The sequence below is a fragment of the Priestia sp. GS2 genome, from assembly GCF_036409025.1.
Classification (GTDB): Bacteria; Bacillota; Bacilli; order Bacillales; family Bacillaceae_H; genus Priestia; species Priestia aryabhattai_A.
Genome location: NZ_JAZGJX010000001.1, coordinates 1,305,119 through 1,326,678, shown reverse-complemented (window position 1 = coordinate 1,326,678; position 21,560 = coordinate 1,305,119). Strand labels below are relative to the sequence as shown.

The following is a 21,560-nucleotide window of genomic DNA, read 5'->3' as shown; positions in this document are numbered from 1 at the left end:
AAACTTTGACGATTTTAAATCTTTTTCTCGTTGCTCTCTTAATTGGCTTAACCGCCTTTTTTGTAGCAACTGAGTTCGCAATTGTAAAGGTGAGAAGCTCTCGTATTAATCAGCTTGTTGATGAAGGAAATAAAAAGGCAATAGCAGCTAAGCATGTTATCACGCATCTTGACGAATATCTATCTGCTTGCCAGCTTGGAATTACCATTACAGCTCTCGGCCTTGGTTGGCTTGGCGAACCAACGCTTGAACGAATCCTCCATCCCCTTTTTAACGATTTCAATATTAATGAACGCTTAGCAGGCATTTTGTCATTTGTTATCGCATTTGTTATTATTACATTTTTACATGTAGTGGTAGGTGAACTAGCACCCAAAACATTCGCTATTCAAATGTCGGAACGAATTACTTTATTATTTTCTAAACCAATTATTTGGTTTTATAAAATTATGTATCCATTTATTAAAGCCTTAAATGGGTCAGCACAGCTTCTTACTCGTATGTTTGGATTACAGCCTGCTTCTGAACATGAGGTAGCTCATAGTGAAGAAGAAATTCGGATTTTACTTTCTGAAAGCTTAAAAGGCGGAGAGATTAACCAGTCTGAGTATAAGTATATGAATAAAATCTTTGATTTTGATGATCGCTTGGCGAAAGAAGTAATGGTCCCTCGTACTGAGATTATAACTGCATCAAAAGATGATATTGTAGAAGTTTTTCTTCAAGTTGCAAATGTGGAAAAATATACTCGGTATCCAATTATTGAAGATGGTGACAAAGATAAAGTGGTTGGACTTGTAAATATTAAAGAAATTTACAATGATATTGTATTTAACCAAAAAGATGGCACAAACACTTTAGAATCTTATGTAAAGCCGATTTTAAAAGTAATTGAAACCGTTCCAATTCATGATTTATTAGTGAAAATGCAAAAAGATCGGGTACAGATGGCTATTTTATTTGATGAATATGGTGGTACAGCCGGCCTCGTTACAATTGAGGACATTGTTGAAGAGATTGTAGGTGAAATTCGTGATGAGTTTGATGCTGACGAAATTCCATACGTCCAGAAAATTAAAGAAAATCATTATATTTTAGATGGTAAAATGTTGATTAGTGAAGTAAATGATTTACTTGGCACAGATATTAGCGATAAGGAAGTAGATACAATTGCTGGTTGGGTGCTAACTGAACGATTCGATGTTGGGAAAAACGATATTGTACAACATGATGATTTTTATTTCAAAGTGTTAGTCATAGAAGATTTCCATATCAAATACGTAGAAGTGAAGAAACGAAAAACACCTTCTTCAAGTAGTGGTAACGGTAAACAAAAAGAAGGATGAACCATTTGAGGTTTCATCCTTTACTTTTTTATTACCACTCGTCTTCTCCGCCAAATAAATCACTATCAAAGAGATCCTCACTGTCTTCTATGTCTTCTTGTATGTCATCAAATGCCACGTCTTCAAACATATCATCCATCAATTCTCCTAAAAGCATACCACCTAGCATACCAGCTGCAAACCCTCCCATAGCACCTCCAAGACCACTCATGCCTCTTTTATACTGGCCCTTTTGATAATGAGAAGGCTGAAAGTATTCATAGTTAGTTGGATTGTTAATCATCTCTTCAATAATTTGGTGTAATGATTGATGAAGCTTCGTACCGTTCCCTAATTCTTCCTTCGACAAATAAATCTCTTGCTTTATTTCACGTTCTCGACCAAAGCCTGGTAAATCAAGTTCAAGCAAAATACGAAGGCCTTTATCTTCTATGGCCACCTCAAACTCTAATTCACGAATACGGCTTTGAAATTGAGATGTTGGAAAAAACTCAAACTCTTGTTTATAACCGTTAAACTGGCCAGATTGATGCTTTTCTCTAAATCCTAAGCTTTCAAGCGCCTCGACAAACTGATACAGTGTCTCAGGCGCTTTAATACGAATAGCATCTCGATCTTTTGCATCTGCTCCACCTTCAATATCTAAATGCGTTTGAAAGAAGTAGCTGCAATTGCTTGCTGAAATGGGAATATTCATTGGTAACTCATATTTAAATCCCCATTCCTGCTCTTCTCCTTCTCTAATTAGAAAAGAAGAAACGGTTGGGATACTGGTCACTTTATGAGTATGAAACTCCCCGTTACGGCCGCGCATTTCCAGCCATAGTTCTACATTTATAAGATTAATGTGCTGCTCAACTTTACCACCTTGGACTTTGATTTTTCCTTCTACGTGCTCACCTAATGTATATGTACTTTCGTTCAAAATGAGGTCGACTTTTGCAGCGCCGACACCCATCTTTGCAAATATTTTCTTTAACATGATAATCCCCCTTTTGAATTCCTTACACTTACTTTACTATATACGAACACTTTTTATATAAGTTTCAACAAAAAAAGTTCTCACTCTGAGAACTTTTTCACACTGCTATCTCTCTCATTTTTTGTAAAACGTTAAGGTCACTTACTTCACCAATAAACAAAACAATGTAGCCAATGACAATAATGCTAACACCAATCGTTCTAATTAATTGAGCCATGATTTCCTCATCAAGTAGTAATTCCTCAAGCCACTTCATGGGCATTTCCCCCTCAGATATAGCTTATAGTTCTCTATTCTATGCATCCGCCCAGTTAGAAGTGAATATTCATTGGTACTAGAAAAAAATTGATAGTAGATACCCACCCAGTGCAGTTGCAAGTACAACAATCCAGGGAGCTACTTTCCAGTACATTAATAAACCAAAAGCGACAAGCGCTAATGCAAAGTCTGGCGTTGTTTTGATTGCACTAGTAAAAACTGGATCATATAACGCTGCAAGTAAGATTCCTACAACAGCTGCATTTACGCCCATTAAAGCTGCTCGTACGCTTGGCTTTTTGCGAAGAACGTTCCAAAATGGTAAGGTGCCGAGAACAAGCAAGAATGACGGTAGAAACATTGCCGCAGTTGCAACTAAAGCACCAGACCAACCAGCCGTTACCGTTCCAAGATAACTGGCAAACGTAAATAAAGGACCTGGGACTGCTTGCGTTGCACCGTATCCAGCTAAAAATTCAGATTCTGTTACCATGCCAATTGGTACAACTTCACGTTCTAGCATCGGGAGAACAACATGGCCGCCTCCAAAAACAATCGAACCAACTCGATAGTAAATATCAATTATGCCCATCCAAACAGTAGGAAATGCAGTACGCAAAAGTGGTAATCCTACTAATAACGCTATAAATACAATCCATGCCAATGCGCCAACTTTTCGGCTGATTGTAATAGGCATGTCTTGCACATCATCCATTTTTATTTCTTTATATAGAACATACCCTACTATCCCCGCAGCGATGATGGTTCCAATTTGTCCAATTGCACTTGGAAAAAATAAAGTAATTAGCGCTGCGAGTATAGCCATTGTAATACGTGGTCTGTCTGGGGCTAAGTTTTTCCCCATGCCAAGAACCGCTTGGGCCACTACCGCAACAGCAACAATCTTTAGGCCATTAATCCAGCCTGCACTTGAAGCGTCGAATCCTTGTACTAAATATGCAAACAAAATAAGTACAATAACTGAAGGCATCGTAAAACCTATCCATGACAGCACGCCTCCAAAAATACCACCGCGCATCATTCCAATCGAAATGCCTACTTGGCTGCTTGCTGGACCAGGTAAAAATTGACATAAAGCAATTAAATCAGCATAACTTTTTTCGTCAAGCCACTTTCTCTTTTTTACGTACTCTTCTCTGAAGTATCCTAGATGCGCAATGGGCCCACCAAAGGAGGTTAAGCCAAGCTTAGTCGAAATAAGTAAGATTTCAATCCACCTTCGAAACACTGATTGATTCATGATGTATCCTCTCCTTCTTTTAATACTTCTCTTGCTAATTCACGAATTTGCTCTTTTGCACCTTCAAGCACCTCTTGACCTTTTTCGGTAATCGTATAATATTTACGAATTTTCCCTTTTACAGTTCGTTCTTCTTTTATTAAAAGCCCATCTTTCTCCAAATGATGAAGCGTAGGATAAATGGTTCCAGGACTAATATCGTAACCGTGGGAGTGCAGCTCTTCAATCATATATGACCCGTAAATTGGCTCGATGCTGGCATGGTACAAAATATGGATTTTAATACTTCCCAAAAAGAATTCGCGTAACATAAGGATCCCCCTTATCCAATATCATATTTTGATATCGGACATTGATATCATATCATGATAAAGTTAGTCATAATGTTAAGTGTTTGTAAACATTATTTTTTTTATTAAAATAAAAAAACCTTACCCAATGGAGGTAAGGTTTTTAAACTGTTAATATAGTAGGCGATTCCAATGATCTCCTTTTTTCTTATGGTGCGTACTTTTTTTATCATGATGGTTTTTTTCTTTTCGATCCTGTCTTTCCGCTCTACGCTCATCACGAATGCGGTGTCTTTCTGCACGATCTTCCTTCTTCTTGCAGTACCCTTTTTCTCTTTCTACTCGATCTTCCTTCTTTTTGCAGTGCCTTTTTTCTACACGACATTCTGCTTTGACATAACCTTCTTCTTTGCGCTTGCATCTTCTCTTCTTACATTTAGCTTCTGCTTTAAAGTAGTATTGATTTGATTGATGAAACTTTTTTTCTGCTTCTTTACGATGTTTTTCTGTCATATAAATTCACCTTTCAACATAGAATATTTTATTTATAGTAATAAACTATGTACAATCCTATAAGTACGTGCATTGTTGTATTTAAGTAACTGCGCCTTTTTTTAGTTAACTTTATATTTCTTCTCAAAAAAAGCCTTTACATCTTTTGGATGTAAAGGCTTTTTTCACTGAATCATACGTTTAATTATATTATCTGAATAAAACTCTAATATTTCTCTTCTACGAATAATACCGATAAAGACTCCTTGGTCATCGACAACAGGTACGAAGTTTTGTTCAATTGCCTTCGTAATAATCCCTTCAATTTCTCCGTAAATTGGAATTGGTTGATAATCTTGATAACGATCAACTTCTGTTAACTTAATATTTTCCGTATCTTGAAAGCGATAATCGCCTAGACTTTTTAACTTCCAAAGCAAGTCCCCTTCTGTTAAAACACCAACATATTTACCTTCATCATCTACTAAAGGTACAGTAGAATAACGATGATGTTCCATCTTCTCAAGCGCCTGCCTTAAGGTTGATTGAATGTTAAGGGTTACTACTTCTTGTTTTGGAATTAAAAAAAATGCCAAATTCATTTTTTACTCTCCTTTTTTCCCACTAAACGTCCTTCTTATCTGTTTACTTTTCTTGTTATTTATTTCGAACAGCAACAAATTACAGTTAATTATACATAATTACACGTTTTCTTCGTTACTATTCCCTAACAAGTAAATCATCAATCCTATTTTACACATTTTATTCACTCTAATCGAGAAATTACATAAGTTCGCGCATTTAGTATTCCCGCCCATTATCGTCACCTTTTTAAACGTTTTGCGTACAATAAAAGTGTAATATAAGGAAGGAGGCGTTACGAATGGGTTCTTATGGCGGTTACAATGGTGGTTTTGCATTTTTAGTCGTACTATTCATTCTTTTAGTTATCGTAGGTTGCAGTTGCTATGGTGGCTGGGGATACTAATCAATAAGTGAAGAGCTGACTCGTCAGCTCTTCTTTCCTTTATATTACATATTCTTTACACACCTCAATATTCCTGCTATCTAACGCTATTTATCAGAATTAAATGCCGTGATAGCATAGTAAAAAGCTCAGTATATAAACGGGACTGAGCTTTTTATTTTTTTTCTTATACACGCGAGAAATTTCCATTTTCCATAAAAAACTCCCACATAATTCTACTTGAATCAGGGCCCTTTTCATCCGTATAGCTTCCTTCTGTGCTTCCGCCAGACCATGCGTGTCCCATACCATTTATAATGTATTGATCAATTAAAATTTCTCCTCTGGAACTTGCGTATTGAGCATAAGTAAAATCTCTTCCAAAGTGCCTTTTTTCTTCTCTAACCGTTTTAGGCTTATTGTCAATCCATCCGTCAACCTTTCCATTAAACGCTAAATTATTTGTAGTAATCCACTGTTCTACAACTTGATCTGCATTTAAAACATTTACCGTAGAGTCAGCGTTTCCATGAAATACAATCACCGGCATCGGTTTAGCACGCTTACCCATTACTTGATGTGCAACTCTACCTTGTCTAACAGGTGGCGGACCTTGATGTGCCATGACTGCGTATGCATTAAATACGTTTAGTGCTGCCTGATACTCAAGTCCAGCTGCCACGCCGATTCCAGAAAATAGTTCAGGATACGTAACGCCCATAACGATGCTCATTGCTCCGCCAGCAGACAGTCCTGCAATAAACACTTTATCATGCTGAATAAAGTGCATGCGCTTTACTTTTTTAACCATCCCAGCAATAATAGCAGGCTCCCCCAAACCTCGTAGCTGATGAAGAGGCTCAAACCAGTTCCAGCACTTCTTTAAATTTGCATTGCTTGATTGCTGAGGGTAGATAACAATAAATCCTTTTTCATCTGCAAGTGTGTTCATATTTGTTCCTTTTGCGAAATCGTCTGCGCTCTGTGTACAGCCGTGCAACATAACCATAAGCGGATACGTTTTCAAAAAATAATAATTTTTAGGGAGATAAACTTTAAATTTCTTTCCTTGATAAGTATATGTTTTAAACGTACCACCAGATTGTGTTGCCAATTCCTGATCTTGATCTAAAGAGAGAAGTAACAAAGCCATAATAACAAAAGGTAGTGAGCCTGTCATAACATTCCACCTCTTTTTGTCAACGTTTTCATTTCTTCGTTTACATCTATATGTGAAAATTGTCACTAGCAGATGATAAAAGGACAAACAAATCGTTTGCCCAATTATAATTAAACGAACAAGAAAATCGTTATTGTACTTATTCTATACCCCGTTAGCTAGTCTTGAACACATTGATGTTCATATACTTCTATTCTATGAACGTTTTTTGACAAATATCATTTTTATTATGATAATCGAATGATGGTTAACGTGGCTCCAGCTCCGGTAGTCAATACGGCTGCACCCAGTAAACCAAACAACTGTAGTGAAATTGTTGAGCCTGCTGCTAAAGTGACTATACTCTCTCCCTTATAGTTTGATAAATTCACCAAGCCGCCTACAACTGTAGATGGCACTGCTGCACCATTGGTCACAATTCGTGCTGTCGCTAATAAGCCTGCTGTTGTATTAATTTGATAAGACAAATAGTATCTTCCTGCAGTTTGTACGGTGAAGACTGTATTTCCGCCACTTGGAATAATATCAGCTGAAATATTTTGAGTATCTGGAAGTGGAATATTTGTTCCTCCTAATACAACTGCAATTGTCGCTCCTCCAGTATTAGCTGCAAAAGCTGAAGTTGCTGTTGTGTTTGTACCAGCTTCACCAGTTGGACCTGTTGGACCTTGGATTCCTTGCAGACCTTGCTCTCCCGTTGGACCTACCGGACCTTGGATTCCTTGCAGACCTTGCTCTCCCGTTGGACCTACCGGGCCTTGGATTCCTTGCAGACCTTGCTCTCCCGTTGGACCTACCGGACCTTGGATTCCTTGCAAACCTTGCTCTCCCGTCGGACCTATTGGACCTTGGATTCCTTGCAGACCTTGCTCTCCCGTTGGACCTATTGGACCTTGGATTCCTTGCAAACCCTGTTCTCCTGTTGGACCTACCGGACCTTGGATTCCTTGCAGACCCTGATCTCCTGTTGGACCTGTCGGACCTTGGATTCCTTGCAAACCCTGTTCTCCTGTTGGACCTACCGGACCTTGGATTCCTTGCAGACCTTGCTCTCCCGTTGGACCTACCGGACCTTGGATTCCTTGCAGACCTTGCTCTCCCGTTGGACCTACCGGGCCTTGGATTCCTTGCAGACCTTGCTCTCCCGTTGGACCTATTGGACCTTGGATTCCTTGCAAACCTTGCTCTCCCGTTGGACCTATTGGACCTTGGATTCCTTGCAGACCTTGCTCTCCCGTTGGACCTTGGATTCCTTGCAAACCCTGTTCTCCTGTTGGACCTACCGGACCTTGGATTCCTTGCAGACCTTGCTCTCCCGTTGGACCTTGAACTCCCTGTAAGCCTTGTACTCCTGTTGCTCCTGTTACTCCCGTCGGACCTTGTACTCCTGTTGCTCCTGTTGCTCCCGTCGGACCTTGTGCCCCCACTGATGCAATTAAAGAATAATCAGCAGAGCTTCCAGGAAGACCTTGTGGACTTGGATTATTTGTAATGTACGTACTTCCATTAAACGTAACAATTTGTCCTGCAGGATACTGACTTGCTTGCCCTGCGTTATAAGGCACACTGCCTTGTAATCCAATTCCGGTTATGCCTCTTAAACCTTGAGGTCCTTGTGCACCTTGTGGACCTCTTAATCCCTGAGGACCTAATGGACCCTGCGCACCTTGTGGACCTGATAACCCCGCTGGTCCTGGAACTCCTTGAATACCTTGTGGGCCTGGAATCCCTTGAATACCTTGAAATCCTTGCGGTCCTTGTGGACCAGTAGCACCTGTTGGTCCAGTGGGTCCTGGTGGCCCTGGAGGACCTTGCGGGCCTGGTGGCCCAACAATATTTGAAATATTAACATTTTCTGGATTCGTAGAATTATTCTCGTTCATTCGTAGACTCCTTCTGCTTTATTTTTTGTTCTACACTGACTAATAGGTTGCTTGTCCAGATACGTACTACTTCTATGGAACTATTTATAAAAGATATGTTTTAGCACATTTTCAGCTTTGTTACATTATATGTAAACACTTAAACACTGACACTAATTTGCATTTATTGTTATCAATCTACTTTTTAACAATAACCAAAATAATAAGGCTACATAAACTAAACTTAGAAAGTGAGGGAGAAACAATGAGTGCTTCTATAAGTTTATGTATGATTGTAAGAGACGAAGAGGAAACGTTAGAACGCTGTTTGTTAAGTGTCCATCATTTAGTTGATGAAATTATTATTGTTGATACCGGTTCTGTTGATAATACTGTCAAAATTGCTGAAAAGTACACATCTAATATTTTTTTCCTAGAATGGAAAGATAACTTTTCATTCGCTCGCAATTTTTCGTTTTCAAATGCAACAAAAAACTATATCTTATGGCTGGACGCGGATGATTACCTAACAAAAAGGGATCAAACTGAACTTAAACAATTAAAAGACCAGCTCGATGATTCTATAGATAGTGTTACGATGAATTATCACCTAGCATTTGATGAAAACAATCAGCCAACATATAGCTTAAAACGTAACAGGTTAGTTAAACGTACTCGCCAATTTAAATGGATTGGTGCCGTTCACGAGTACTTAGAAGTATACGGAAAGATAATTGATAGTAATGTAGCAATTACACACGGAAAAGAAAAGAATACATCCAATCGAAATCTTCTAATCTATTTAAACAAACGAAAAAACGAAGAGGTATTTTCTACACGAGATCTTTTTTATTTTGCTAACGAACTAAAAGATCATCATCGATATAGTGAAGCACTAACTTATTATAAAAAATTTCTAAATAAACAAAATGGTTGGATTGAAGATAAAATCCAAGCATGCTTAAATAAAAGCTTTTGCTTTGAAAAAATGGGAGAAAAGGAAGAAGCAATACGTTCTTGTCTTGAGACTTTTACTTACAACACCCCCAGAGCTGAGGCTTGCTGTGCCATTGGAAGGCTATTCATGGAAAAACTTAATTGGGAAAATGCTATTTTCTGGTTTGAAGTGGCATTGCAACAACCTAAACCGAGCTCTATGGCGATTCTTCATGAACCATCATGGACATGGATTCCCCACCTGCAGTTGACAGTTTGTTATGAAAAGATAAACGCTGTGGAAAAAGCTTACGCTCATCACTTAAAATGTATGGAGCTGATCCCACAGCACGCTAGTACTTTACACAATGAATCTTATTTTCAACAACGAAAACCTTTGGTTTAGCTTGAGTTTAGAATAGAAAGCTAAGCGTTTTAATAAATTTATAGATATATTTGCGGTCGTTTTTGGAAACATTATGCATATACAAAGAAAAGGTGGCGATAGTGTTGGATATTCCAAAAAAAGCAGAGCCAATGTGGAGAGAGGAAGTTAACCTCCCAAAAGGCAACAAATTACAAGAAAATCGCAAGGTAGATGTGGTAGTAGTTGGTGGTGGGATTACGGGAATCACGACGGCCTATTTGTTGCAAAGCGAAGGGTTAAACGTGGCTCTTCTAGAAGCTAATGAAATTTTAAACGGAACAACTGGTCATACAACAGCAAAAATCACTGCTCAACATGACGTCATTTATGATGAACTGATTGGACATATTGGTGTGGAGCAAACAAAGCTTTATTATGAAGCAAATAATAGTGCTCTACAATTTATGAAAGGTTTAATTGAAAAAGAAAACATTGATTGTCAGTTTTCAACTCAAGACGCATACTTATACGGTGCTACATTAGAATTTGACCATCGAATACATAAAGAATTTCGTGCGTATGAAAAGCTTAACATTCCGTGTGACTTTAAAACATCACTTCCGTTTCAGTTTGATATTCGCGCCGCAACGATTATGAAAAATCAAGCTCAGTTTCACCCGCTTCAATATTTAGTTTACCTTGCTAAACAGTTTGTAGAAAAAGGCGGAGTGATTTTTGAAAACACGGTGGCAAATGATATCGAAGAAGGTACGTCCCCTACTGTCATTACGAGGGATGGTCATCGAATTTCATGTAAGCACGTTGCAATTTGTACACATTTTCCTTTTTATGATGGAGCAGGCTTGTTCTTCACTCGTATGTATGCCAAGCGATCTTACGTATTAGCAGCAAAAACTGAGCAGAAATTTCCTGGCGGCATGTATTTAGGAGCAGATCAGCCAACACACTCATTGCGTTCAGCTACTTTAAACGGCGAAGAAGTTGTTTTAATTGGTGGCGAAGGTCATAAAACCGGACAGGGAATAAATACAGAATATCACTACCAATCGTTACAGCGATTTGCAGAAGAAAACTTTAACGTTCTTTCTTATCCATATCGATGGTCAGCTCAAGATTTAATTACAATCGATAAAATCCCTTATATTGGTAAATTAAAAGAAAAGAAAGAAAACATCTTTATTGCAACAGGGTTTAAAAAATGGGGAATGACACACGGAACAGTAGCAGCGCAACTTATTACAGACCTTATTATGCAACGAAAAAATCCGTATGAAGAAGTATATAAACCTTCTCGTTTTCATGCTGACCCAAGTATCCGCTACTTCTTACGTCAAAATTTAGATGTTGCTGATCACTTTATTCGTGGAAAGCTTGATTTACCAAAAAAATCAGTCGAACAGCTAGAAAAAGGAGAAGGAAATATCATTTATGTAAACAGTAAACGAGCAGGTGCCTACAAAGATGAAAGTGGAAAAATTCATTGTGTTGATACTACTTGTACACATTTAGGTTGCGAAGTAAACTGGAATGCTGGAGATAGCACATGGGATTGTCCATGTCATGGATCTCGCTTTTCTTATGATGGTACAGTCATAGAGGGTCCAGCTAAAACGCACCTAAAAGCCATTAATCTAAATGACGAAGAAGAAAGCACACAGTAACGTGTGCTTTCTTTATGCTTCTTTCCGAAAGAATCGATTATAGACTAAAATCATTGCATACATCATTAAAAAGGAAGAAGTAAAAAAGACAAGCTTGCCCCAAACTGGAATATGGTTAAAATAGCTTGTTTCGTAAAATAAAACAAAAAAGCTAAACGGCAATAAAAATAATAGCCAAATAAAATCTCTATCTTTCAAGACCTTTAGAAAGAATAAAATTCCTCCAATATAGACAAACGTTAAAAACATTGTAATTCACCAAATTCTCTTTCGTACTTTCTTCCATTATATAAGATAGTTAAAAGAAAGCCTAGGTATATTCAATTTAAATATAAAATACCAATCTTTCCGCCTAGTTTTTATCCGTTTATTTACTTCCTTTAAGCTTATCTAGGTGAGCAAAGAATGATGGGTATGATACCGATACTGCTTCGCGGTTTTTAATGATTGTTTCACCTTCTGCGATACAAGAAGCAACTGCTAGCATCATGCCAATACGGTGATCTCCATGACTATCTACGCTTGCACCATGCAATGGCGTTCCTCCATGAATAATCATTCCATCTTCCGTTGCCTCAATATTAGCACCCATTTTATTTAGCTCATTAACGACCGTGTCAATTCGATTTGTTTCTTTCACTTTTAATTCAGCTGCATCTTTAATAACTGTTGTTCCTTGAGCCTGAGTTGCAGCTAGTGCGATAATTGGAATTTCATCAATTAAACGAGGAATAAGGTCCCCTCCTACTTCAGTGCCTTTTAAAGGTGCTGACTTTACAACTAAATTCGCAAAAGGTTCTGCTACATCTGTATTTAGATCCTTTTCTTCAATAGACGCACCCATATTAAGTAATACATCTAAAATTCCTGTTCGAGTTGGATTCATACCAACCTTTTTTAATTCAATTTGACTGTTTGAAATAATGGACCCTGCCACTAAGAAGAACGCAGCTGAGGAGATGTCGCCAGGTACTTCAATATGCGTACCTGTTAACGTTTGACCGCCTTCAATTGAAACAGATAAGCCTTCTTCTTTCACTTGAACACCAAAAGCTTCTAGCATACGCTCCGTATGGTCTCTTGACTTCTCTGGCTCAATAACAGTTGTAACACCTTCCGCTTGCAGGCCAGCTAATAAAATTGCTGATTTTACCTGTGCACTAGCTACTGGGGATTTATATGTAATTCCTTTTACATTTCCCCCTCTTAGAGCAAGAGGAGTAAAATTGCCTTCTTCACGTCCATCTAATTGAATTCCCATGCTACGTAAAGGATCTGTCACTCGCTTCATTGGGCGCTTTGCGATAGACTCATCTCCTATCAGCGTATGATGGTGTGCTGTATTTGATAAAATCCCCATTATTAAACGAATCGTTGTTCCTGAATTTCCAACATCTAATACTTCAGTGGGCTCTTGTAATCCTTTAATGCCACGACCTTTTACAATAACTGTTTCTTCATTTACAACTTCAATTTCGACGCCTAATTTACGGAAGCAAGAGATGGTACTAAGGCAATCATCACCCGGCAGGAACCCAGAGATGGTTGTTGTTCCTTCTGCAATTGATCCAAACATTACAGATCGATGTGAAATTGATTTATCACCTGGAACTTGAATTGTCCCGTTTAATCCTTGAAGTTTCATGTTCATTCTCCTTTATAATAGTTTATACGTGTAGGGAATCTCTGAACTGTTTAGCATCTGAAAAGTAATGAAATAATTCATGACTATCTCCCTTTTCAAGCAAGCTCTTCACTTGCTCCATTTCTTTCATCCAATCATCCAAAAGCGCTAACAGCGTGTAACGATTTTGTTTTAAGATATCTCTCCACATGTGTGGGCTACTTGACGCAATCCGCGTAAGATCTCGAAATCCACCTGCTGCCATCTCAGTGATAAGGGTATTCTTTGCTGAGTACCCTTTCACTTGACGAACAAGGCTCGTTGCAATTACATGAGGTAAATGACTGATAACTCCTGTTACCTGGTCATGTGTAATCGCATCTATAAAAACAAAGTGAGCTTGCGTTGGCGCAAGTAACTGCATAAGCGCATCTATCTTTTGTGGATTTTCGTCTTCAAAAGGGGTTAACATATAGCGAGCTTCATAAAATAGATCTGCTCGTGCATTACTTGCACCACTTTGATGAGACCCAGCCATTGGATGTCCACCAATGAAGGTTACTCCTTTTTCTTTTAACAAAAATGCTGCTTCCATTACTGCTGCTTTAGTGCTTCCAACATCTGTTATAACAACATTTTGTTTCAATGTCCACTTTGAAAGAACGTGTATCCAATTAGCTGTCTCTTCTACCGGCGTTGCTAAAATAATATAATCTGCCATTTCAGCTGCTTTTTTTACATCATCTGCTTGTTCATCAATGACTGAATGCATCATTGCTACTCGCATTTCTTCTATATTAATATCTGCTCCCACAATATGCACATTTTCATTCTTTTTAATAGAAAGTGCCAGTGAACCTCCGATAAGACCAACACCAATTAGTAATACACGTTTTTTCACCTTTCATTCTCCTTCATATGTTAAAATTGCGCTGCATGCTTTCGATGCTCATTAATATTTTGTTGCAACAAATTAATACGATCTGAACCAAACTGTTCCACAATAGCCGAAGCTAATTCCCATGCAATAACTGATTCAGCTACAACAGCGGCTGCTGGAACTGCACAACTATCAGAGCGTTCAATGCTTGCTGCAAACGGTTCTTTTGTATCAATATCTACGCTTTGAAGCGGTTTATATAACGTTGGAATTGGCTTCATTACGCCTCGCACAACGATTGGCATTCCAGTAGTCATACCACCTTCTAATCCGCCTGCATTGTTTGTTTTACGCGTGTAACCTTGTTCTTCACTCCATAAAATTTCATCATGTACTTCACTTCCTGGCTTGCGTGCTGCTTCAAACCCAACACCAATTTCTACACCCTTAAAAGCATTTATGCTCATAATGGCTGCTGCAAGTTTTGAATCTAGCTTGCGGTCATAGTGCACATAGCTTCCAACCGCTGTTGGCATCCCTTCTACCACTACTTCTACTACACCGCCAATGCTATCACCGTTTTCTTTTGCTTCATCAATTGCTTTCATCATCTTTTGTCCAGCTTCTTCATCCAAACAACGCACGGGTGATGCTTCTGTTTTTTCTTGTAGATCTCTTAAAGATTGGTATGATGTTTGCTCCGCTTTGACACCGCCAATTTCTAAAACATGACATGCGATATTAACCCCAACAGCTTTTAAAATCTGCTTTGCCACTGCTCCTGTTGCAACGCGAACTGTTGTTTCACGAGCAGATGAACGTTCTAAAACGTTTCTCATGTCACGGTGTCCGTATTTAATTGCACCGTTTAAATCTGCATGTCCTGGTCTTGGTTTTGTAATTTGACGCTTCACTTCCGCATCTTCATCCACAGGGTCCGCTCCCATAATATTTCTCCAGTGCGTAAAATCCTTATTTTCTACTACAAGCGCAATCGGTGAACCTAAAGTAGCACCGTGCCTAACTCCACCTACAATTTGAACGCGGTCTGTTTCAATTTGCATGCGACGACCACGTCCATGGCCTTTTTGTCTTCTAGCCAAATCTTCATTAATATGTTCTGCCGTTAATTCAAGCCCCGCTGGTACCCCTTCAACAATTGCTGTTAATTGTGGACCATGTGACTCTCCTGCTGTTAAGTATCTCATCGTTTCCATCCTCCAATTTGTAAAATTCAATCTTTTCACCTAATAAAATAAGCTCGCCCCTCTTTTAAGATAGGGACGAGCTTATTCTCGCGATACCACCCTAGTTGCAAGCTATTTGTACTTACCACCTTCATTGTTTAACGATCAGTCGACCGCTCTTTACAGAGTGCTCAAGGAGTGTACTTCACTCGCACCTTTGTACTGATTTACACCAACCATCAGCTCTCTATAACAGGAAGATGCTCGCTACTAGAGTCCTTTCATTGCATCGCTATATAATTATGATAACTTAACTGCTGCACCCTTTAATTCTTCCATGAAGTCGTGGAATTCAGGAATGTTCATTTGTTGTGCTGAATCTGATAACGCTACAGCTGGATCTGGATGAACTTCAGCCATAACCGCATCTGCACCAATTGCAATTGCAGCTTTTGCACAAGGTAACAATAAGTCTTTACGTCCTGTTGAATGTGTTACATCTACAACAACCGGTAAGTGCGTTTCTTGCTTTAAGATTGGTACTGCTGAGATATCTAATGTGTTACGAGTAGCACGCTCGTATGTACGGATTCCGCGCTCACAAAGGATGATGTTGCCATTTCCACGAGACATGATGTATTCAGCTGCGTTAATGAATTCTTCAATTGTTGCCGCTAAGCCACGTTTTAGTAAGATTGGCTTGTCAACTGAACCTGCTGCTTTTAATAATTCAAAGTTTTGCATGTTACGTGCACCAATTTGAATTACGTCTACGTACTCTAATGCTGTTTCAATATCTTGTGGTGAAACAATTTCACTAATAATTTGAAGACCTAACTCATCTCCAACTTTACGTAAGATTTGTAAACCTTCTACACCTAAACCTTGGAAATCGTATGGTGATGTACGAGGCTTAAATGCACCTCCACGCATTAGCGTAATGCCTTGTTCTTTTAAAGCTAAACCAACTTGCTTTACCTGCTCGTAGCTTTCTACTGCGCATGGTCCCATAACGAACTGTAAGTTTCCATCTCCAACTTTCGTTCCGTTCACATCGACTACTGTATCCTCAGATTTCTTTTTACGAGATACAAGAAGTGCTTTTCTATGGTCATCTTCTTGAAGCTCTAAGCTTGCCTTGAAAATTTCTTTGAAAATATGTTGAATTGTTGATGCTTCAAATGGTCCGTTATGATTTGCTAAAATGTGATTTAACGATTCACGCTCACGAACTGGATCAAAACGTTTCACACCTTGTGTACCTTTTAATTCTCCAATTTCTTTTGCAATCTCACCACGTTTATTTAATAATTCTAAAATTTCTAAATTTAATTGATCGATTTGTCCACGTAATTGCTCTAAAGTTTTTGTCATTGTTAAAATCCTCCTAGATTTTGTATGTTTTTTAGTAACTTACTACAGGTCCGCTGAGTGCGGAATATACAAAAAGTCCCTACTGATTGTGTCAGTAGGGACGAATTGATCGCGGTACCACCCTAATTGCAAGCAGATGCTTGCCTCTTCATTATGATAACGGCTATGCCGCTTTTGCTATGCAAAAGTAAGCTCCAAGAATGTAATTCACAACTAGTTTTTGTTCTGACTCGCACCGACCGTCAGCTCTCTGAAACAGGGAAACACGTTGCTACTATGCTCTTTTCATCGCTTTTTTCATTATTTAATTTTCGATAGGGCAGTAAATACAAAAAGTCCCTACTGATCTCACCCTCAAGGTAAGGTCAGTAGGGACGAATTAATCGCGGTACCACCCTAGTTGCAAGCATTTACTTGCCTCTTCATTACGATAACGGCTATGCCGTCTTTTCCTACTAAGAAAAGATGCTCAAGGAATGTACTTCGAATGGTTTTTGTTCTGACTCGCACCGACCGTCAGCTCTCTGAAACAGGGAAACCTTTTCTACTATTGCTCCTATCAACGCTCAATATAACTATGTATGTGTGTTTAAACGTTTGTCTTAACGTTTAGATGATGTTGTGTGATGTTGATTTGTATTATGAATGGTTTTATCTAAATCGTCAATACTTTTTTAGATTTTTTTTCAAAATCTCTCCCATTCTTTTTTCCATACAATTCCTTAAACCATTGAAACACAAGCATATAAAACGCTTTCAATAAACTTATTTTTTTTATAAATAATACTGTTTTTTATCATTCACCTATAAAAAAAAGACCTCAAATGTGAGGCCTAGCTTAAGCAAGAAAAATAGCACCATAGGCCAGAGCACCTACAATAACAATCGCTGGATGAACACGTAACTTCTCCATTAGTACAAAACTTGCAATGATTAAAAATAGCGTCTGCCATACCCCAGAATCTACATAGGAACTCGCAAAGAAATCATAAGCCATAACTCCAAGTAAAACAGCGATAACAGGACGAATAAAATTTGTCATTTTCTTTACGTTTGGTGAATCCTTATACTTATATAAGATCCGCAACAAGACAACTAGCAGTATGACAGAAGGAGCAATTGTAGCTAATAATGAAACAAACGCTCCTAGAATACCTGCTTCTTGATAGCCAATAAAACCTGCCATTTTTGTTGCTATTGGGCCCGGTAATGCATTACCAATTGCCAACATTTCACTAAACTCATTAACCGTTAACCACCCGTAGCGGTCAACAACTTCTTTTTGAATTAATGGAATTGATGCCGGTCCTCCTCCATAACCTAAAATATTTGATACAAAAAAAGCCATAAACAATTGCCAATAAATCATACAGTTTCCCTCTTTTGTTCCTGAACTTCTTTTTCTTTTTGCTTTCTTTTAACAGGAATCCATGCTGCAACCATTAATAAAATAATAATAATTGCTGGGTGAACATGAATAAACTCCATCAGTATCAAACTTACCAATGCCAGTAAAATAGCTTTCGTCCAACCTAATCCACCAGTAGATTTTTTCAAGAAATCCCACGTCATAACAGCTAACATAACGCCAACTACAGGTACAACGGCTTTAGTCATTCCCATTACCCATGCCTGGTCTTTAAACTGTGTAAGTGTTGTTAAAAGGAGAACCATAAGCAAGGCAGTTGGCGCTACTGCCGCAATTAACGCATTAATCATGCCTAATACTCCACCAACCTGATATCCGATATATCCAGCTAACTTTGTTGCAATAGGACCAGGTAGCGTATTAGCAATTGCTAATACGTCACCAAATTCATCGCTATCCATCCACTTGTATGTATCAACAACCTCTTTTTTAACAAGTGGAATAGCGGACGGACCACCTCCGTAGCCAAGCATACCCGAGCGAAAAAACGCGATAAAAATATGTAATTGCTGCATTTTATACGCTCCTTTCTTTGTTGTAATCTATCCTTAGTACGTTAGAACGGCTCCATCTGTTCGGGACTCCGTTCCTCCAAACAATACCCCTGTTTGAGGATCTCTGCGAATGATTTGCCCTCTACCAAATGAATGACGGCTTGTGGCTACTTGAACATCATGTCCCTTTCTCTCTAGAGCTTCCACAATATAACTTGGCATTTCTTTTTCTACAAGAACTGTTTTATCATTAATCCATTGCCATCTTGGTGCATCTAGTGAGGCTTGAGGATTCAAATCAAAATCAATCATATTCATAATTACTTGAACATGACCTTGAGGCTGCATGAATGCCCCCATTACACCAAATGGACCAACTGCTTGATTATCTTTTGTTAAAAATCCTGGGATAATAGTATGATATGTTCTTTTGCCTGGCTCTAGTCGATTATCGTGATCCTTATCGAGTGAAAAATTATGACCTCGGTTCTGAAGAGCAATTCCTGTTCCAGGAACAACTACGCCCGAGCCAAAGCCCTTATAATTACTTTGAATAAAAGAAACCATGTTCCCTTCGTCATCAGCAGTTGCTAAGTAGACGGTTCCACTGTGAAGCGGCTGACCAGCCTCTGGTAACCTTGCATGTTCACCGATTAAAGCTCGACGCTCATCAGCATATTCATCGTTTAACAAATCTTCTACAGCAATCTTCATATGCTTAGAATCTGTAATAAATTTCTTTCCATCTGCAAAGGCTAATTTCATCGCTTCAATTTGCTTGTGATACGTATCGACTGAATCTTTAGCTTTAAACTCATAGCCTTTTAAGGTATTTAGTGCTAAAAGAGCAATTAAGCCTTGACCATTTGGTGGAATCTCCCAAACATCATACCCGCGATAAGACACTGAAATTGGCTTAACCCATTCAGGTTGAAAAGCTGCCAAATCCTCTTTTCGAATAAAGCCCCCATGAACTTTAGAAAATGCATCAATTTTTTCAGCAATTCTTCCTCGGTAAAATGATTCAGCTTCCGTTTCCGCAATCTCAATAAGCGTATCTGCATGACTACTGGATGACCAGATTTCACCAATCCTTGGTGGCCTGCCATTTGGAGCAAATGTTTCAAACCAACCAGCAAACTCTTCCCCTTTTAATTCTTCTTTAAACTTTTCATATGCAACATTCCAATTGTAACCTAAAATCGGAGATACAGGGAACCCTTCCTGTGCATATGTGATTGCAGGCTGCAGTACTTCTGTTAAAGGAAGCTTTCCAAATCGTTTTGACAGAGCAGCCCAAGCGCTAGGAGCACCGGGTACGGTTACGGGTGTTAAACCATATTCAGGCATTTCACCTGTAATACCTCTTTCTTTTAACGCTTCCATTGAAAGTGATTGAGGAGCATGACCACTAGCATTCAACCCATGTAATTCATCATTAACCCATACAAGAGCAAATGCATCTCCCCCAATTCCATTTGATGTTGGCTCAACTACCGTTAAGCAAGCTGCTGTTGCAATTGCAGCATCAACTGCGTTTCCTCCCTTTTTTAGCATATCTAAACCTGCCTGAGCTGCTAAGGGCTGACTTGTTGCAACCATCCCATTTTTTCCAAATGTACACATTCTTTGTGAAGCGTATGGATGTGTTAAAAAAAATTCATTCATTTCTCCCACTCCTTAAAATGATCTATTTTCACACATTAACCAATTCACTCTCATAAACATCTAAAGCAGCTTGTAAGGCTTTCCCTGCATTGATTAAAGCTCCTTTTCTCAGTAAGACTGCTTCAAGACCTGCAAGCGTATATAGAACGTTATCTTGTCGGCAACTATACCCCATTGTACCTATTCTCCAAATCTTACCGTGAAGAGGACCAAATGAGCTTGCTATTTCAATTCTAAACTGATCTAATAATGTACTGCGAACATCTTCTCCATTAATACCATTTGGAATCATAACGCAGGTCACGGTTGTTAGCTTTGAAATCTCATCACCAAACAGCGATAGCCCCATCGCTTTAATACCTGCAACAAGTGCTTTTTCATGTAATTGATGGCGAGCAAACCTCCTATCTAAACCTTCTTCAAGCAAGATCCGAACTCCTTCATGAAGAGCATATAACATAGAAGTTGCCTCTGTATGATGATTCAGACGACGTTCACTCCAATAATCCTGCAGTTGACTTAAGTCAAAATAGTTACTGATAATATTCGGTCTTGTTCTTATGGCATTATCCGCTTCTGTAGCAATTCCTTTCTCCACTTTTTTCCGTTGAATAATATGACGTTCTACTCGTTCATTATAAGTGATTGGCGCCATTCCCGAAGGTACGGATACACACTTTTGGGTTCCGGCAATAAGTGCATCAATATACCAATCATCTACTTTGACATCTATACCACCAATTGTGGCAACAGCATCAACAACAAATAAAGCATCGTTTTCTCGGCAAGCTTTCCCAATTTCTTTTAACGATTGAACTCGGCCTGTTGATGTTTCACCATGAACCATAGCTACTATTTTAGGGTTTGTTCTCTTAATCTCACGAATAACTTGTTCTGGCTCAAATACGCTTCCCCATTCGCATTCAATATTGTGAACGACTGCTCCATAGCGCTCGGAAATCTCTGTTAATAAGTGACCAAAACGCCCAAAAATAGGCACGAATACTGTATCTCCTGGTTCAATAATACTTGCTAATACCGCTTCAAGCCCAGCTCTTGACGTTCCATCAATTGGAAATGCCCATTTATTTTTAGTTTGGAACAACTCTCGCAGCATTTCCATAGTCTCGTTCATAATGGTTGTAAATGCAGGATCGAATTGACCGAGAATGGGTGTTCCAAGCGCTCTTAGTACCCTAGGGTCTGCTTCTACAGGTCCAGGTGTCATGATTGTTCTTGGTGGAGCATTTAGTGGTTTTTTATTTAGCATCTTAACATCCT

Annotated in this window: 20 protein-coding genes, 1 pseudogene and 3 other annotated features; of the genes and pseudogenes, 4 read left to right on the top strand and 17 right to left on the bottom strand. The window is 38.8% G+C overall.

Annotated features, from left to right (window positions below; genetic code table 11):
* Positions 1–5 precede the first annotated feature (5 nt).
* The gene (locus V2145_RS06875) at positions 6–1,346 is read left to right on the top strand and encodes a hemolysin family protein (protein ID WP_311857600.1); all 1,341 of its coding nucleotides are present in this window, start codon (positions 6–8) and stop codon (positions 1,344–1,346) included.
* A gap of 31 nt (positions 1,347–1,377) precedes the next feature.
* Here V2145_RS06875 and V2145_RS06870 read toward each other — a convergent pair whose 3' ends face one another.
* The 6 genes from V2145_RS06870 to V2145_RS06845 form a co-directional block, all read right to left on the bottom strand.
* Complete coding sequence (locus V2145_RS06870) at positions 1,378–2,328, bottom strand: sporulation protein (RefSeq protein WP_131887907.1); 951 nt, start codon at positions 2,326–2,328, stop codon at positions 1,378–1,380.
* 97 nt (positions 2,329–2,425) lie between these two features.
* Complete coding sequence (locus V2145_RS06865) at positions 2,426–2,584, bottom strand: hypothetical protein (RefSeq protein WP_165932569.1); 159 nt, start codon at positions 2,582–2,584, stop codon at positions 2,426–2,428.
* 78 nt (positions 2,585–2,662) lie between these two features.
* The gene (chrA, locus tag V2145_RS06860; protein WP_330987434.1) at positions 2,663–3,847 is read right to left on the bottom strand and encodes a chromate efflux transporter; all 1,185 of its coding nucleotides are present in this window, start codon (positions 3,845–3,847) and stop codon (positions 2,663–2,665) included.
* Positions 3,844–4,158, bottom strand: a complete 315-nt coding sequence (locus tag V2145_RS06855; protein ID WP_131887909.1) for a PadR family transcriptional regulator — start codon at positions 4,156–4,158, stop codon at positions 3,844–3,846. The genes chrA and V2145_RS06855 overlap by 4 nt, the downstream gene beginning before the upstream one ends.
* A gap of 150 nt (positions 4,159–4,308) precedes the next feature.
* Positions 4,309–4,650 carry a hypothetical protein gene (locus V2145_RS06850; protein ID WP_131887910.1) on the bottom strand — a complete coding sequence of 114 codons (342 nt, stop codon included), beginning with the start codon at positions 4,648–4,650 and terminating at the stop codon, positions 4,309–4,311.
* Between the two features lie 164 nt (positions 4,651–4,814).
* Positions 4,815–5,231 (bottom strand): CBS domain-containing protein, encoded by a 417-nt coding sequence (locus V2145_RS06845; RefSeq protein WP_094910443.1) that lies wholly within the window; start codon positions 5,229–5,231, stop codon positions 4,815–4,817.
* Between the two features lie 281 nt (positions 5,232–5,512).
* Between V2145_RS06845 and V2145_RS06840 the strand changes: the two genes are divergently transcribed.
* Positions 5,513–5,617 (top strand): YjcZ family sporulation protein, encoded by a 105-nt coding sequence (locus V2145_RS06840; protein ID WP_076512409.1) that lies wholly within the window; start codon positions 5,513–5,515, stop codon positions 5,615–5,617.
* Positions 5,618–5,783: 166 nt separating this feature from the next.
* Here the strand turns inward: V2145_RS06840 and V2145_RS06835 are convergent, their stop codons facing one another.
* Together V2145_RS06835 and V2145_RS06830 are read right to left on the bottom strand one after the other, a co-directional pair.
* Positions 5,784–6,776 carry an extracellular catalytic domain type 1 short-chain-length polyhydroxyalkanoate depolymerase gene (locus V2145_RS06835; RefSeq protein ID WP_311857595.1) on the bottom strand — a complete coding sequence of 331 codons (993 nt, stop codon included), beginning with the start codon at positions 6,774–6,776 and terminating at the stop codon, positions 5,784–5,786.
* A gap of 227 nt (positions 6,777–7,003) precedes the next feature.
* Positions 7,004–8,200, bottom strand: a pseudogene (locus V2145_RS06830) (BclA C-terminal domain-containing protein); the annotation flags it as partial.
* 703 nt (positions 8,201–8,903) lie between these two features.
* On the opposite strand from V2145_RS06830, the gene V2145_RS06825 reads away from it, so the two are divergent.
* Complete coding sequence (locus V2145_RS06825; RefSeq protein WP_330987432.1) at positions 8,904–9,980, top strand: glycosyltransferase family 2 protein; 1,077 nt, start codon at positions 8,904–8,906, stop codon at positions 9,978–9,980.
* A gap of 131 nt (positions 9,981–10,111) precedes the next feature.
* Positions 10,112–11,623 (top strand): FAD-dependent oxidoreductase, encoded by a 1,512-nt coding sequence (locus V2145_RS06820; RefSeq protein ID WP_330988123.1) that lies wholly within the window; start codon positions 10,112–10,114, stop codon positions 11,621–11,623.
* A 12-nt stretch (positions 11,624–11,635) separates the two neighbouring features.
* Here V2145_RS06820 and V2145_RS06815 read toward each other — a convergent pair whose 3' ends face one another.
* From V2145_RS06815 to V2145_RS06775, 9 genes are all read right to left on the bottom strand, one after another.
* Positions 11,636–11,872 (bottom strand): hypothetical protein, encoded by a 237-nt coding sequence (locus tag V2145_RS06815; RefSeq protein ID WP_094910448.1) that lies wholly within the window; start codon positions 11,870–11,872, stop codon positions 11,636–11,638.
* A gap of 118 nt (positions 11,873–11,990) precedes the next feature.
* Positions 11,991–13,274, bottom strand: coding sequence for a 3-phosphoshikimate 1-carboxyvinyltransferase (aroA, locus tag V2145_RS06810; protein ID WP_397428342.1), 1,284 nt, complete (start codon positions 13,272–13,274; stop codon positions 11,991–11,993).
* 16 nt (positions 13,275–13,290) lie between these two features.
* A complete protein-coding gene (locus tag V2145_RS06805) occupies positions 13,291–14,148 on the bottom strand; it encodes a prephenate dehydrogenase (RefSeq protein ID WP_210610609.1) in 858 nt (285 codons plus the stop codon).
* 20 nt (positions 14,149–14,168) lie between these two features.
* On the bottom strand, positions 14,169–15,335 hold the full coding sequence (gene aroC, locus V2145_RS06800) for a chorismate synthase (RefSeq protein WP_094910451.1): 1,167 nt from the start codon (positions 15,333–15,335) through the stop codon (positions 14,169–14,171).
* A 68-nt stretch (positions 15,336–15,403) separates the two neighbouring features.
* Positions 15,404–15,608: a binding site (T-box leader), on the bottom strand.
* Between the two features lie 6 nt (positions 15,609–15,614).
* Positions 15,615–16,688 carry a bifunctional 3-deoxy-7-phosphoheptulonate synthase/chorismate mutase gene (locus V2145_RS06795; RefSeq protein WP_094910452.1) on the bottom strand — a complete coding sequence of 358 codons (1,074 nt, stop codon included), beginning with the start codon at positions 16,686–16,688 and terminating at the stop codon, positions 15,615–15,617.
* A gap of 93 nt (positions 16,689–16,781) precedes the next feature.
* Positions 16,782–16,986, bottom strand: a binding site (T-box leader).
* A gap of 69 nt (positions 16,987–17,055) precedes the next feature.
* Positions 17,056–17,260, bottom strand: a binding site (T-box leader).
* Between the two features lie 266 nt (positions 17,261–17,526).
* Complete coding sequence (locus V2145_RS06790) at positions 17,527–18,057, bottom strand: chromate transporter (RefSeq protein WP_094910453.1); 531 nt, start codon at positions 18,055–18,057, stop codon at positions 17,527–17,529.
* Positions 18,054–18,632, bottom strand: a complete 579-nt coding sequence (locus V2145_RS06785; protein ID WP_311857587.1) for a chromate transporter — start codon at positions 18,630–18,632, stop codon at positions 18,054–18,056. The genes V2145_RS06790 and V2145_RS06785 overlap by 4 nt, the downstream gene beginning before the upstream one ends.
* A gap of 33 nt (positions 18,633–18,665) precedes the next feature.
* Positions 18,666–20,279, bottom strand: coding sequence for a gamma-glutamyltransferase family protein (locus V2145_RS06780; RefSeq protein WP_311857585.1), 1,614 nt, complete (start codon positions 20,277–20,279; stop codon positions 18,666–18,668).
* A gap of 28 nt (positions 20,280–20,307) precedes the next feature.
* Positions 20,308–21,549, bottom strand: a complete 1,242-nt coding sequence (locus V2145_RS06775) for a pyridoxal-phosphate-dependent aminotransferase family protein (RefSeq protein WP_094910456.1) — start codon at positions 21,547–21,549, stop codon at positions 20,308–20,310.
* Positions 21,550–21,560 lie beyond the last annotated feature (11 nt).